The following is a 13,824-nucleotide window of genomic DNA, read 5'->3' on the forward strand; positions in this document are numbered from 1 at the left end:
CTGATCGGGTTGAAGATGGGCCTGACCAGCCGGGCGAAAATGGTCCAGGTCGGTGTGGACGAGGTGATCTGGGGTCGGCTCACCGACACCATGCGCATCCCCGACGGCGGCACCCTCGACGTCGCCGCGTTCATCCACCCCCGCGCCGAACCGGAAGTCGCGTTCCTGCTCGACCGCCTCCCCGAACCCGGCGAACCCGTCGGGGACTTCACCGACGCCGTGCGCGCCGTCGCCCCGGCGATCGAGGTCATCGACTCGCGGTATGCGAACTTCACGTTCTCCCTGCCGGATGTGATCGCCGACAACACCTCCGCCGCCGCCTTCACCATCGGCCCGTGGTCCCCGGTCCCGGACGGCCTCGACAACCTCGGTGTCCTCCTGGAGGTCGACGGACGCGTCGCGCAGGTCGGCTCGACCGCCGCGATCCTCGGCGACCCCCGCCGCGCCCTCGACGAAGGCATCCGCCTCGCCGGCCGCCACGGCGTACGCCTACGCGAAGGCTGGGTGTTCCTCGCTGGCGCCGCCACCGCCGCCGTGCCCCTGAAACCCGGCACCCACGTCCGCGCCGTCGTCGAAAACCTCGGCACCACCACCCTGCGAGCCACCGCGTGACCACGAACCACGACACGACCGCGAACCAGAGCACGAGCGCCGGCCACGGCACGAACACGCAGGCACACGTCGTCGAAGGCAAAGCCGTACCCCGCGGCGCCTTCCCCCACATCAAGACCGCCGGCGGCTTCGTCTACATCTCCGGCACCTCGTCGCGCCGACCCGACAACACCTTCGCCGGCGTCGAAGTCGACGAACTCGGCACCACCAACCTCGACATCCGCGCACAAACCCGCGCCGTCATCGACAACATCCGCGATCTGCTCCACACCGTCGGCGCCGACCTCACCGACCTCGTCCAGGTCACCACCTACCTCGTCAACATGAACGACTTCGGCGGCTACAACCAGGTCTGGGCCGAATACTTCGACACCACCGGACCCACCCGCACCACCGTCGCCGTCCACCAACTACCCCACCCACACCTACTCATCGAAATCCAGGCGGTCGCGCTTCTTCCCTGACCGACCGCACCCGGTCAGCACGCGCGGTCTTGGGCGCGCGCCGGCTGACCAGGCGGCCACGGCACGCGCCCGACCCGGCCACCCGGCGACGCCTTCCACGGCCTCAGCCGGCCGTACCACCTTCCGCACCCGTGCGGTCTCTCTCCGCCGACGTGCGGTGGAGCGGACCGCTGCTCCGTGCGTATCCGCCCAGGTCAGGTGCGGGCGACCGGCGGTTTTGGTGGTGTTCCCACAACTGGAGCCCCTCAGGGTGCGCTGTCTGCGACATGGCACTGCCGGCCGGGAGATGGAAGGGTGAATACTGCGTGAGCCGCAATGTGGCGGCGCGTGCAATGTCTGCCTACAGGAGGGCTCGGTCGGTGTTCAGTCGTGTCGCCATCGTCAATCGTGGTGAAGCCGCCATGCGGCTCATTCACGCCGTGCGAGACCTGGCCGCGGAGACCGGGACACGGATCGAGACCGTTGCCCTGCACACCGACGTCGACCGCGCGGCCACCTTCGTCCGCGAAGCGGACATGTCCTACGATCTCGGTCCCGCGTCCGCGCGCCCGTACCTCGATTTGAAGGTGCTGGAGCGCGCGCTGATCGAGACCGGGGCCGACGCCGCGTGGGTCGGCTGGGGCTTCGTCGCCGAGGACCCGGCGTTTGCGGAGCTGTGCGAGCGGGTCGGGGTCACCTTCGTCGGGCCGAGCCCGGAGGCCATGCGCAAGCTCGGCGACAAGATCGGCGCGAAGCTGATCGCCGAAGAGGTCGGCGTGCCCGTCGCGCCGTGGAGCCGTGGCTCGGTCGACACGCTGGAGGCCGCCCTGGCGGCGGCGGCCGAGATCGGCTACCCGCTGATGCTGAAGGCGACCGCGGGCGGCGGCGGGCGCGGCATCCGCGTGATCACCAACGAGGCCGAGCTGGCCGACGCCTACGAGCGCACCAGCCAGGAGGCCGCGCGGGCGTTCGGCAGCGGCGTCGTGTTCCTGGAGCGCCTGGTCACCGGGGCCCGGCACGTCGAGGTGCAGGTGATCGCCGACGGCGAGGGCACGGCGTGGGCGCTCGGCGTCCGCGACTGCTCGGTGCAGCGGCGCAACCAGAAGGTCATCGAGGAGTCGGCGTCGCCGGTGCTCAGCCCCGCGCAGACCGCCGAGCTGAAGGCGTCGGCCGAGCGGCTGGCCGTCGCGGTCGGTTACCGGGGCGCGGCGACCGTCGAGTTCCTCTACCACCCCGGCGACAAGCTGTTCGCGTTCCTCGAGGTCAACACCCGCCTCCAGGTCGAGCACCCGATCACCGAGTCGACCACCGGGTTCGACCTGGTCAAGGCGCAGCTGCACGTGGCGTCCGGCGGCCGGCTCGAAGGCGATCCGCCGGTGGAGCGGGGGCACGCCGTCGAGGCCCGGCTGAACGCCGAGGACCCGGATCGCGACTTCGCGCCCTCCCCGGGCCGCATCGTCCTGCTGGACCTGCCCGCCGGGCCGGGGATCCGCGTGGACACCGGCGTCAGCGAGGGCGACACCATCCCCGCCGACTTCGACTCGATGATCGCGAAGATCATCGCCTACGGCCGCGACCGCGAGGAGGCGCTCGGCAGGCTCCGCCGGGCGATGTCGGCGACCAGGGTGCTCATCGAGGGCGGCGCGACGAACAAGAGCTTCGTGCTCGACCTGCTCGACCAGCCCGAGGTGATCGACGCCAGCGCGGACACCGGCTGGATCGACCGCGTCCGTGGCGAGGGCAGGCTCGTCTTGCACCGACACTCCGCCGTCGCGCTGGCGGCCGCCGCCATCGAGGCGTACGAGGAGGAGGAGCGCGTCGAGCGGCAGCGTCTGCTGTCGACGGCGTTCGGCGGGCGCCCGCAGGTGCAGCACGAGAGCGGCCGACCGCTGGACCTCAAGCTGCGGGGCGTCGGCTATCGCGTGCGCGTCGCGCGGATCGGCCCGCACCGGTTCCGCGTCGGCGTCGAGGCGGGCGACGACGTGCGTACCGCCGACGTCGAGCTGGACCGCTTCGACCGGCACACGGGTCAGATCGTCGTCAACGGCGCCCGGTACCGCCTGCTCACCGGCACCCACGGGCCGATCCACCTGGTCGAGGTGGACGGCGTGACGCACCGGGTCAGCCGGGACGAGGGCGGCGTCGTCCGCTCGCCCGCGCCCGCGCTGGTCGTCGCCACGCCGCTGGCGGTCGGCGCCGAGGTCGAAGCGGGCGCGCCGGTGCTCGTGCTGGAGAGCATGAAGATGGAGACGGTGCTGCGGGCGCCGTTCAGGGCACGGCTGAAGGAATGCGCCGTGTCCGTGGGCAGCCAGGTGGAGACCGGTGCGCCGCTGCTGCGGCTGGAACCGCTCGCCGACGACGACGCCGAGACCGAGGACACCTCGGCCGCCGGGGCGGTCGAGCTGGACCTGCCCGTCGCGCCCGCCAGGATCCCGGCGCGGGAGCGCACCGCGCGTGGTGGGCAGGACCTGCACAGCCTCCTGCTGGGCTTCGACGTCGACCCGCACGACGAGCGCCGGGTGCTCGACGACTATCTCGCCGCCCGCCGGGCCGCCATCGAGGACGGCTACCGGCCGCTGGCCGAGGAACTCGACCTCGTCGAGGTCTTCGCCGACCTCACCGAGCTGAGCCGCAACCGGCCGGCGGGTGACGACGGCGTCGGCGCGGGCCACGTGCCCAGCGCCCGCGAGTACTTCCACACCTACCTCCAGTGCCTCGACGTCGACCGGGCCGGGCTGCCGATGACGTTCCAGGCCAAGCTGGCCAAGGCGCTCGGGCACTACGGCGTGACCGAGATGGAGCGTTCGCCGGAGCTCGAAGCCGCCGTGTTCCGGATCTTCCTCGCCCAGCAGCGCGCGTCCGCCGACGCCACGGTCGTCGCGACGTTGCTGCGCGCGTGGCTGCGGGAGCCCCCGCCGGACGAGACGCTGCGCGAGCCCGCCGGACTCGCACTGGAGCGGCTGGTGGCCGCGACGCAGATCCGCTTCCCCGTGGTCTCCGACCTCGCCCGCGGCGTGGTGTTCGCCTGGTTCGGCCAGCCGTTGCTGCGCCGCAACCGGGCCCTCGTCTACGCCGGTGTCCGCAGGCACCTGCGCCACCTGGACGCGCAGCCGGACTCGCCGGACCGCGCCGAGCGCGTCGCCGAGATGGTGCGCAGCACCGAGCCGTTGGTGCGGTTGCTCGGCCAGCGGCTCACCCGCGACCACCTGGACAACGCGGTCATGCTGGAGGTGCTGACCCGGCGCTACTACGGCAACAAGGGCCTCACCGGCGTCCGCACCCAGGAGGCCGCGGGCTGCACCTTCGTGGTCGCCGAACGGGCGGGCTCGCGCGTGGTCTCCGCCGCGGTGAGCTTCGAGGCGCTGGGCGGCGCGCTGCGCGGGCTCGCGGAGCTGGCAAGCGGCGCGGACGACATCGACGCCGACATCTATCTGGCCTGGGAGAAGCAGCCGGAGGACTCCGACGCCATGGCGGCCGCCCTGCACGGCGTCGTCAGCGCGCACCCGCTGCCGCACCAGGTCCGCAGACTCACCACCACCGTCGCGGGCCGCGGCGGCGCGGTGATGCACCACCACTTCACCTTCCGCCCGTCGACCACCGGGATGACCGAGGAGCGGCTGATCCGGGGCCTGCACCCGTACATCGCGCAGCGGATGCAGCTGGAGCGGCTGCGCAAGTTCGCCCTCACCCGGCTGCCGTCGTCGGACGAGGAGGTCTACCTGTTCCGGTGCGTGGCGCAGGAGAACCCGTCGGACGACCGCCTGGTCGCGTTCGCCCAGGTGCGCGACCTGACCGAGCTGCGCGAGCACGACGGCCGACTGGTCTCGTTGCCGACGGCCGAGGACGTCCTCGCCACCTGCCTCGACTCGATCCGCCGCGCGCAGTCGCGGCGGCCGTCGAAGAACCGCTTCAACACCAACCGGATCGTGCTCTACGTCTGGCCGCCGAGCGAGATCACCCGCGAGGAGCTGGAGATGATCGCCGGGCGCGTGCTGCCGACGACCACGGGCGCCGGGCTGGAGGAGATCCTGTTCATCGCGCGGCAGCGTCACCACCGGACCGGCGAGCTGACCAAGATCGCCGTACGCATCACCTTCGACGCCACCGGCGGCACCAGGCTGACCGTCGGCCAGCCGTCGGACGAGCTGGTCGAGCCGGTCGACGGCTACCGGCAGAAGGTGCTGCGCGCGAGCAGCCGCAACACGGTGTACCCGTACGAGTTGACCGGCCGGCTCGGCGACTTCGTCGAGCACGACCTCGACGACGACCACGCGCTGGTGCCGGTCGACCGGCCGAAGGGGCGCAACACCGCGGCGATCGTCGCGGGCGTGGTCCGGACGCGTACCCGGCGGCACCCGCAGGGCGTCACCAGGGTCGTGCTGCTCGGCGACCCGACGAAGTCGCTCGGCGCGCTGTCGGAGCCGGAGTGCCGCCGGGTGATCGCCGCGCTGGACCTGGCCGAGCAGATGCGGGTGCCGCTGGAGTGGTACGCGCTGTCCGCCGGCGCCCGGATCTCGATGGAGTCGGGCACGGAGAACATGGACTGGGTGGCCGCGGCGCTCAAGCGGATCGTCGAGTTCACCCAGGACGGCGGCGAGATCAACATCGTGGTCGCGGGCATCACCGTCGGCGCGCAGCCGTACTGGAACGCCGAGGCGACCATGCTCATGCACACCAGGGGCATCCTGGTGATGACGCCGGACTCGGCGATGGTGCTCACCGGCAAGCAGTCGCTCGACTTCTCCGGCGGGGTGTCGGCCGAGGACAACTTCGGCATCGGCGGCTACGACCGGGTGATGGGCCCGAACGGTCAGGCGCAGTACTGGGCGCCGAGCCTGACCGCCGCGCGGGACGTGCTGATGTCGTACTACGACCACACGTACGTCGCGCCCGGCGAGGACGCGCCGCGGCGGGCGAGGACGAACGACCCCGTCGACCGCGACGTCTCCGACTTCCCGCACGTCGTGGAGGGCAGCGACTTCACCACCGTCGGTGAGATCTTCTCCGTCGCGGCCAACCCGGACCGCAAGAAGCCGTTCGACATCCGGACGGTGATGCGGGCGCTCTCCGACCAGGACCACCCGGTGCTGGAACGCTGGGCGGGCATGGCCGACGCGGAGACCGTGGCGGTGCAGGACGTGCATCTCGGCGGCATGCCGGTGTGCCTGCTCGGCATCGAGTCGCGGTCGGTGCCGCGGCGCGGCTTCCCGCCCACCGACGGTCCGGACACCTACACGGCGGGCACGCTGTTCCCGCAGTCGTCGCGGAAGGCCGCGCGGGCGATCAACGCGGCCAGCGGCAACCGCCCGCTGGTGGTGCTGGCGAACCTGTCGGGCTTCGACGGCTCGCCGGAGTCGATGCGCAAACTGCAACTGGAGTACGGCGCCGAGATCGGCCGCGCGATCGTGAACTTCCGCGGCCCCATCGTGTTCTGCGTGATCTCGCGGTACCACGGTGGCGCGTTCGTGGTGTTCTCGAAGGCGCTGAACCCGAACATGACAGTGCTCGCGCTGGAAGGCTCGTTCGCCTCGGTGCTCGGCGGTGCCCCCGCCGCCGCCGTGGTGTTCTCGGGTGACGTCAACGCCCGTACCGCGGCCGACCCGCGCGTGCGGGACCTGGAGGCCCGCGTCGCGGCCGCGTCCGGTGCCGACCGTGCCGCGTTGACCGCCGAGCTGGACGAGCTGCGCTCCTCGGTCCGCGCCGAGAAGCTCGGCGAGGTGGCCACGGAGTTCGACCGCGTGCACAACATCCAGCGCGCGGTCGAGGTGGGTTCCGTCGACGCCGTCATCCGCGCCGCGGAACTGCGCCCACGGATCATCGAGGCCATCGAGTCCCGCCTGCGCTGACCTTGCCTCCGCCTGGCGTACGAGCCGGTTGGCCCGTACGCCAGGCGCCCGCGTCAGCGGGGGCGGTGCGGGGGCGTCAGTCCCACTGGTCCTGGTTGAGGAACCGGGCGAAGCCGCGCCAGGAGTTCGGCCCCATCACCCCGTCGACCGGGCCGGTGTAGCCCCAGCCGGAGGCGAGCCGCTGCACCGCCTTCCAGGTGTTGACCCCGGGCACGCCGTCGATCGGGCCGGTGTAGCCGTAGCCGCGCATGGCCCGTTGCAGGGCGGCGTAGGTGTTCGGGCCGGGCACGCCGTCGATGGGGCCGGTGTAGCCGGAGGTGAGCCCCAGCCAGTTCTGGGCGCGCATCCACATGACCGGCCCGGGCGCGCCGTCCTGCTCGGTGGTGGTCTTGGGCAGCGGGTCGTCCACGGGCGGGTCGGTCGGGGTGCCCGTGACGATCTCGAAGGCCTCCGGCTTGGCCACGTTCAGGTCCACCCGCGCGATGCCGCCGGTCGAGCCCGACGAGGTGTACTGGTGCGCGCTCCACGTCGGGTATGCGCCGCCCAGGTTCGGCAGGCCGGGGTAGCTGCCGTCGTTGGCGCCCCACGACGCCACCCAGAGCTTCACGCCGGCCGCGATCGCCCGTGGCCACGTCCCGGAGCGCAGGTCCGCCGCGCCCATGTACAGCCAGGGGACGTGGTTGCCGATCCGGTCGCGCACCCGCTGGAAGAACGCCGTGACCTCGGTGTCGTTCCACAGCCGCGTCGAGTCGTCGAGCACCTCGTTGTCGAGCGCGATCACGTCACCGGGCCGGTAGTCGTGCAGGTGGTCGGCGAAGTAGTCGGCGGCCTGCACCGGTGTCTGGAAGTCGCCGGCCAGCCAGTAGTGGCCGACCCGGAGCCCCGCCGCCCGGGCGCCGTCGACCTGGGTCGGGTACTGCGAGCCGGTGTAGGGCCCCTCCGACAGTTGGGAGCCGCCGGCCTTCACGATCACGAACTGGTGGCCGTCGGCGCGGACGTCGGCGAAGTCGATGCCGGCCTGCCAGGTCGAGACGTCGATGCCGGCCAGCGTGCCGGGCGGCGTCGCGGCGGTGGCGGGCGCCGACGCGACGCCCACCGGTGCCGCGAGGCCGACCGCGACCGCCAGCGCGAGTCGCCCGAGAACAGTGGTCGCGGTGGATCTCCTGTGGAGGATCATGGGCCACAGGGTAGCGAAGGAAAGGCCGCGCGGACATCACCTGACATCGATCTATTGTGCTCGGGGGAGGGGCGGCGCCGCGACCGCCCCGCCGCCGGCAGTGGGGATCAGAAGCTGCTGACCAACTTGACGAAGGCCTCGTCGACAGTGGCGGGGTCGGTGGCGTCGTACGCCTTGCCCGAGGACGCCTTGGCGATCCGGTCCAGCGTGACGAAGTCCGAGTCCCGGTCGAAGGCGATGCAGAAGACCTTGACCGGGCGCTGCGGATCCAGGGCGACGTCGGCGAGCAGCCGGGCCAGGTCGTTGTCCTTGGGATACTCGTTCTTGCCGTCGGTCAGCACGACGACGGCGTTGATCCGTTCCGGATCGTACCGGTCGAGCAGTTGCCGGTGGGCGGCCCGGACCGTCGCGTAGAGCGCGGTGTCGCCCGCGACGTGCAGGCCGGCGATCCGGCTGTCGAACCGCTTCTGGTCGAAGTCGCCGAGCCGGACCTCCTCCTGATACGGGCTCCTGGGCCGCTTCGGCGTCTCCGAGGAGAACGACCAGAGCCCGACCCGGTCCTCGGCGTTGAGCAGCGCGAGCCCCTTGGCCGCCGCCTTCGAGGCGACCTGGAAGCGGGTGCTGTCGCCGATCGGGGCCTCCATCGACCCGGAGGTGTCCAGCGCGATCAGGATGTTGGCCTTCTTGCGCAGCGTGCTCCAGCCGCCCAGCATGGCCTCGACGACCGTCGGGTTCGGCGGCGCGAAGTAGTCCAGCCCGCCGGCGGGCTCGGCGCCGACGCTGGCGAGCAGCTCCGCCGAGGCCCGGCGTTCGTAATCGCGGAAGCCGAGGCGGGCGAAGCTCTTCTGCTGATCGGCCGCGGTCAGGAAGTCCAGGAAGTCGGCCGCCGCCACGCGCTGCCGCTCGTCGGCGGAGGGCAGCACCACGAACGGGTGGTCGAGGTTGAAGGTGCCCTCCTTGGGGTGGACGGCGACCAGCGGCACCTTGGGCCGGGCGCCCCGCTCCTGGCCCTCCTGCCGCGGGCTCAGCCCGCCCTCGTTGTAGAGGTGGACCAGCTCCTCCTGCATGACGATGGCGCTCATGTCGCCCGTGCTGGCGCCCCCGCCGGTCAGGTCGGCCTCGGCGAGGTCGCGGAGCAGCTCCACCGAGTCGTCGCTGTAGTGCGACACGTTGGCCTCGATCCGCCGGACGAACTGGGTCACCTTCGGGTCCGACAGGTCGGCCCGGGTGAGGTCGCTGGAGCGGTTCGCCGCGGCGTAGTAGGTGGCGATGGTCGCCGCCAGCCCGGAGGTGGAGAGGTTCGGGTTGTCCTTGCCGAAGGTGAACCGGCCCCACTCCGGCCGGCCGAACTCCGCCCATCCCTGGCGCCCGGAGAGGCCGAGGATCTGCCCCCAGCCCAACGGACCCTGCTGGCGTACCAGCTCGCCCTTGGGCTGCGGCATCGCGATCACCAGCGGGCTGTTGGCGATCGACGGGTACTGGCCCGGGGTCTGCGGCGGGTGCCCGGCGGCCTTGTCGAGCAACTGGAGCTGACCGGTCCACAGGCTCGACGTCGGCAGCCAGACCTGCGGCTCCGGCAGGCCGATGCCGGTCCAGCCGGCGGCCAGCGCCTCGGTGGCCTTGCCGGAGGTCAGGCCGGTGACGCGCACCTCGGCACAGCCGCCGCCGTCGAGCGACCGGCCGCTGTCGTTGTACCGCTCGGCCAACTCCACCAGCAGCGTCACCTTCTCGGTGGAGGAGTTGACGTCCAGGACGGTGGTGCAGTCGGCCCGGGGCCGGTCGGTGCCCGCGTCCCGCTGCCGGACGAGCACGAACGCCCCGGCGATGACCAGCAGCCCGGCGGTGACGGCGGCGGTGTACGGCAACCACTGCCGTGTCCGCGACGGGGCTGGGACCATGGGGACGTCCTCCTCGGTGGTCGACTGATGGCGGTCAACCTATCGGTCCGGCGCCACCCGGCTGGCGCCGGCACGCCCGCTCCGCCACGGCCAGCGCCGCGCCGACGCCTCGGCCGAGGGCTGCCGGTCAGGGACGATCGGACCGGCCGCCGAGCGCCGTCGCGAGCAGCAGCCGGACCCCGTAGACCACGACGAAGGCGGCCGACCCGACCGCCACGGCCGGGCCCACCGCGTTCGACGCGACGTAACCGGCGGCGGCACCGACCGAGCCGAGGAAGATCGCGGTCGAGATGCCCCAGGCGTCGCCGGCCTCGCGGCGGAACCGCTGCCAGCCGCCGCCCGCCTTGGCGACCGTGCCCGGTACGGGAACCGGGGCCCGGCCAGGCGGTGTCGGGTGGACCCATGTCGGCCCCGGTCGGTCCGTCGGCGCGGGCGGGGGAGCCGTCGGCTCCGGCCGGACTGTCGATGGGGGAGCCGGTGCCGTGCGGGGCGCGGAGCGGGGCAGTGGCAGTGGCTGGTTCGGGGTCGGCGCGCCGGCGGTCTCGTTGCCCACCTGGAGCACGGTCTCGCGGCGCAGCGGGCCGGTGGTCCGGGCGTCCTGCCCGAGCAGCCGCATCAGCACCTGCTCGGCCTCCGGCCGGTCCGCCGGGTCCTTGGCCAGGCACTGCTCGATCAGCTCGGCCAGGCCCTCGGGGAGCGGGGGCAGGTCGGGCGGGTCGTTCAGCACCCGGTGCATCACCGCGAAGAGCGAGTCGTTGCCGAACGGCGGCCGGCCACCGGCGGCGAAGGCGATGGTCGCGGCCCAGGCGAAGACGTCGCACGGCGGGCCGACGGCGTCGTTGCGGAACCGTTCCGGCGCCATGTACGCGGTGGTCCCCATCACCCGGCTGGTCACCGTCTCGGTGACGCCCAGGGCCCGGGCGATGCCGAAGTCGATCACCCGCGGCCCGTCCTGGCCGAGCACCACGTTGTCCGGCTTCAGGTCGCAGTGCACGACGTCGGAGCGGTGGATCGCGGCGAGCGCGGTGGCCGTGCCGACGGCGAGCCGGTGCAGCGCGTTTCCGGCGATCGGCCCGTGCTCGCGGACGTGCCGGTAGAGCGTCGGGCCTTCGATGAACTCGCTGACCACATAGGGCTGCTCGCCGTCCACGTCGGCGGAGAGCACCTGCGCGGTGCAGAAGGGAGCCACCTTCCGTGCCGCGGTGATCTCCTTCAGGAACTGTGACCGGGCCCGGCTGTCGCTCAGGTCGAGGCTGATCATCTTGATCGCGACCCGCCGGCCCTCGGTGTCCTCGCCGAGGTAGACCACGCCCTGGCCGCCCGCGCCCAGCCGGCCGACGAGTCGGTAGGGGCCGGCGGTGACCGGGTCGTGCGTCCACAACGGTGCCAGCCCCGGCACCGGTGCGCCGGCCAGTCCTGTCATCCCGACTCCATCACTGTCGTGCTCCGGCCACCCGGCTGGCGGAGGACACCGGCCATGGTGTCATGTCGACGCCGTCCGGCCGAGGGTGCCCGACCGACCTGCCGTCCGGATCAGCGCCGGTTCGTGGCGACGACCGGCGAGCGGCCGGCCCGATCCGGTCAGAACAGCGTCGCCGGCCCGATCCGCGCCGGCTCCGGCAGCGGCTCGACCCCGGGCAGGCCCGCCCGGACCTCGTCGTGGAAGGTGCGGGCGAGGTCGGGCGCGTCGGCGTTGTCCGGGGTGTGCACGAACACCGTCGGCGAGCGGCCCTCGCGCAGCCAGCCGGTCACCACGTCGAGCCAGGGCTGCCAGCCCTCGATCGTCCGGGCGGGGTCGTCCCGGCCGAGGTACCGGACGATCGGCCGGTCGGTGAGCGCGTGGGTGCGCAGCGGCGTACGCGGCTTCCTGGTCCACGCCTCCCGTTCCGCGTCGCTGGTCGGCGGGGTGCGGAAGAACGCCGTGGTGTCGAAGGGGATCCACTCCGCGCCGGCCGCGACGAGCGTCTGTTCGAGCGTCCGCGCCGCCCGCGGATCGTCGAAGAACGCGGGGTGGCGGACCTCCACGGCGTACCGGTGGGCGGCGGGCAGCCCTCGCAGGAACCGGGCCAGCGTGGGCACGTCGGCGGGGCCGAAGGAACCCGGCAACTGGATCCAGAGGGCGTGGGCCCGCGAGCCGAGGGGCTCGATCGCGTCCAGGAAGATCCGGAGTTCCTCGTCGGCGCCGGTGAGCCGGTGGTCGTGCGTGACGGCCTTCGGCAGTTTGAGCACGAACCGGAAGTCGGGGCCGGTCTGACCCGCCCACGAGGCCACCGTCTCTCGCGCCGGGGTCGCGTAGAAGGTGGTGTTCCCCTCGACGGCGGTGCACCAGCCGGCGTAGGCGCGCAGCCGTTCGTGGGCCGGCAGCGGGTGCGCCACGAAGCGGCCCTGCCAGGCCTTGTGCGTCCACATCGCGCACCCCACGTGCAGGCGCATCCGACCTCCCACCGCTCGACGCCGGCCCGGTGACCCCGTACCGCCGGGTACGGTATCCGGTCGGACGACCGCGGTGCCGGCCGGTCAGCGCGACCGGGCCCGCCGTAGCCAGGTCACGGCGAGCAGTGCCACGCCGACCAGGCCAAGTCCGACCGCTCCCGCCACCACGACGGGGGTGACCCCGTCGCCGGCGTCGTCTGTCTCGTCGGCGGTGGCGGTGGCGGGGGTGGTTGGCTCGGGTGTGTCGGGTGGCGCGGGGGACGGCCCGCCCGAAGCCAGGGCGTAGCGCAGGACAGCGGGCCTCGTGCCGGGCGGCTGGTCCGCCGTCTCGGAGACGGTGAGCAGCGAACGCCCGTCGCGGCTGTAGGTGACCGACTCGCCCTGCGGCTCGTCGGGCAGCGCGGTGACCCGTGGGGTTCCGCTGGTCAGCGAGGCGACCACGTCGCGGTCGACGACGTCGAACTCGTACGCGTCGGCGTAGGTGCGCAGCACGACCCGGCGCCCGTCCGGGGCGGTGGCGGCACCGGTGACGGCTGTCCGGCCGAGGATCCCGAACGGGTTGCTCGTCGCGGACGCCGGCAGCCGGACCTGCCCCACCTTCGCCAGTGGCACCGTCGCGCCGGGACGCAGGGCAGCGCTCGGGGCGTAGAGGACCGCGGAGTACTTGGTCACGATGACCGGCCGGTCGTCGGCGGTCACGAGCATGGCCTCGGCGTCGTGCGGGCCGTCCGGGTACGTCATCCGGTACAACACCGGCCGGTCGGCTCCCGGCGGAAGCTTCCAGACCGCGACCGTCTGCCGGGAGCGGTCGTTGTCGCCGGTGTCCGCCACCCACACCGTGCCGTCGGTGCCGACGGCGAGGTCCTCGGTGTCGCGCGGCCGCGACGGATAGGGCACGGTACGCACCACGGCGCAGTCGTGGTCCAGGAAGAAGATGCGGCGGCGGGCCTCGTTCTCCGCACCGTCGTTGATCACCACGAAGCCGTGGTCCGTGGCGACCATTCCGGAGATCTCGGTCAGCCGGTCGTCGCGGACCTGGCACGCGGGCGCTCCCGACGGCGGGGTGGGCGACGGACTCGCCGCCGCCCCGGTCGGGAACAGCGCGACGGCGACGACGGCCGCCCCCGCCGCGACGCGTGCCCCCGGGGCCGCGCCGCCTGGGCGGCCTCGCCGTTCCCGGGCGGCCGGTCGCCGCGGTCCCATCGGCAGTCCTCGTCGCCTCACCGGCGCTCCTTTCCCGACCCGGCCGGCCGGCGTCGTGCAGGTCGTGCCGGACCGGTGCCGGCATCAAAGCATGGGTACGGCAGGGAACGTGAATCGCGTCCGGCGGGCGGCCCGGCCGCCCCGGTGCGCGATTCTCCAGAGCGCATCGTCCACCGGTGAGAGCGTGCCCGATGAATTTGTGTCGACAGCGA

The 13,824-nt window shown here is 72.9% G+C and carries 8 protein-coding genes; 3 read left to right on the top strand and 5 right to left on the bottom strand.

Going from position 1 to position 13,824, the window contains the following annotated elements; all coding sequences use genetic code 11:
• The 3 genes from ABZ809_RS30765 to ABZ809_RS30775 all read left to right on the top strand — a co-directional run.
• Positions 1-612 (top strand): fumarylacetoacetate hydrolase family protein (locus ABZ809_RS30765; RefSeq protein WP_357566137.1); only part of this gene is annotated, 612 nt, incomplete at its 5' end.
• On the top strand, positions 609-1,076 hold the full coding sequence (locus ABZ809_RS30770; protein WP_357566138.1) for a RidA family protein: 468 nt from the start codon (positions 609-611) through the stop codon (positions 1,074-1,076). The genes ABZ809_RS30765 and ABZ809_RS30770, both read left to right, overlap by 4 nt.
• Before the next feature lie 401 nt (positions 1,077-1,477).
• A complete protein-coding gene (locus ABZ809_RS30775) occupies positions 1,478-6,901 on the top strand; it encodes a carboxyl transferase domain-containing protein (protein WP_357566139.1) in 5,424 nt (1,807 codons plus the stop codon).
• Between the two features lie 76 nt (positions 6,902-6,977).
• Here the strand turns inward: ABZ809_RS30775 and ABZ809_RS30780 are convergent, their stop codons facing one another.
• The 5 genes from ABZ809_RS30780 to ABZ809_RS30800 form a co-directional block, all read right to left on the bottom strand.
• Entirely contained in the window at positions 6,978-8,078 is a 1,101-nt protein-coding gene (locus ABZ809_RS30780; protein WP_357566140.1) for a glycoside hydrolase family 25 protein, read from the bottom strand.
• Between the two features lie 107 nt (positions 8,079-8,185).
• Positions 8,186-9,976: an extracellular solute-binding protein gene (locus ABZ809_RS30785; protein ID WP_357566141.1), complete on the bottom strand. Its 1,791-nt coding sequence runs from the start codon at positions 9,974-9,976 to the stop codon at positions 8,186-8,188.
• Positions 9,977-10,103: 127 nt separating this feature from the next.
• Positions 10,104-11,399 carry a protein kinase gene (locus ABZ809_RS30790; protein ID WP_357566142.1) on the bottom strand — a complete coding sequence of 432 codons (1,296 nt, stop codon included), beginning with the start codon at positions 11,397-11,399 and terminating at the stop codon, positions 10,104-10,106.
• A 158-nt stretch (positions 11,400-11,557) separates the two neighbouring features.
• Complete coding sequence (locus ABZ809_RS30795) at positions 11,558-12,385, bottom strand: DUF72 domain-containing protein (RefSeq protein WP_357566162.1); 828 nt, start codon at positions 12,383-12,385, stop codon at positions 11,558-11,560.
• A gap of 108 nt (positions 12,386-12,493) precedes the next feature.
• A complete protein-coding gene (locus tag ABZ809_RS30800) occupies positions 12,494-13,612 on the bottom strand; it encodes a hypothetical protein (protein WP_357566143.1) in 1,119 nt (372 codons plus the stop codon).
• Positions 13,613-13,824: the final 212 nt, after the last annotated feature.

The sequence above is a fragment of the Micromonospora sp. NPDC047074 genome, from assembly GCF_040643815.1.
Classification (GTDB): domain Bacteria; phylum Actinomycetota; class Actinomycetes; order Mycobacteriales; family Micromonosporaceae; genus Micromonospora.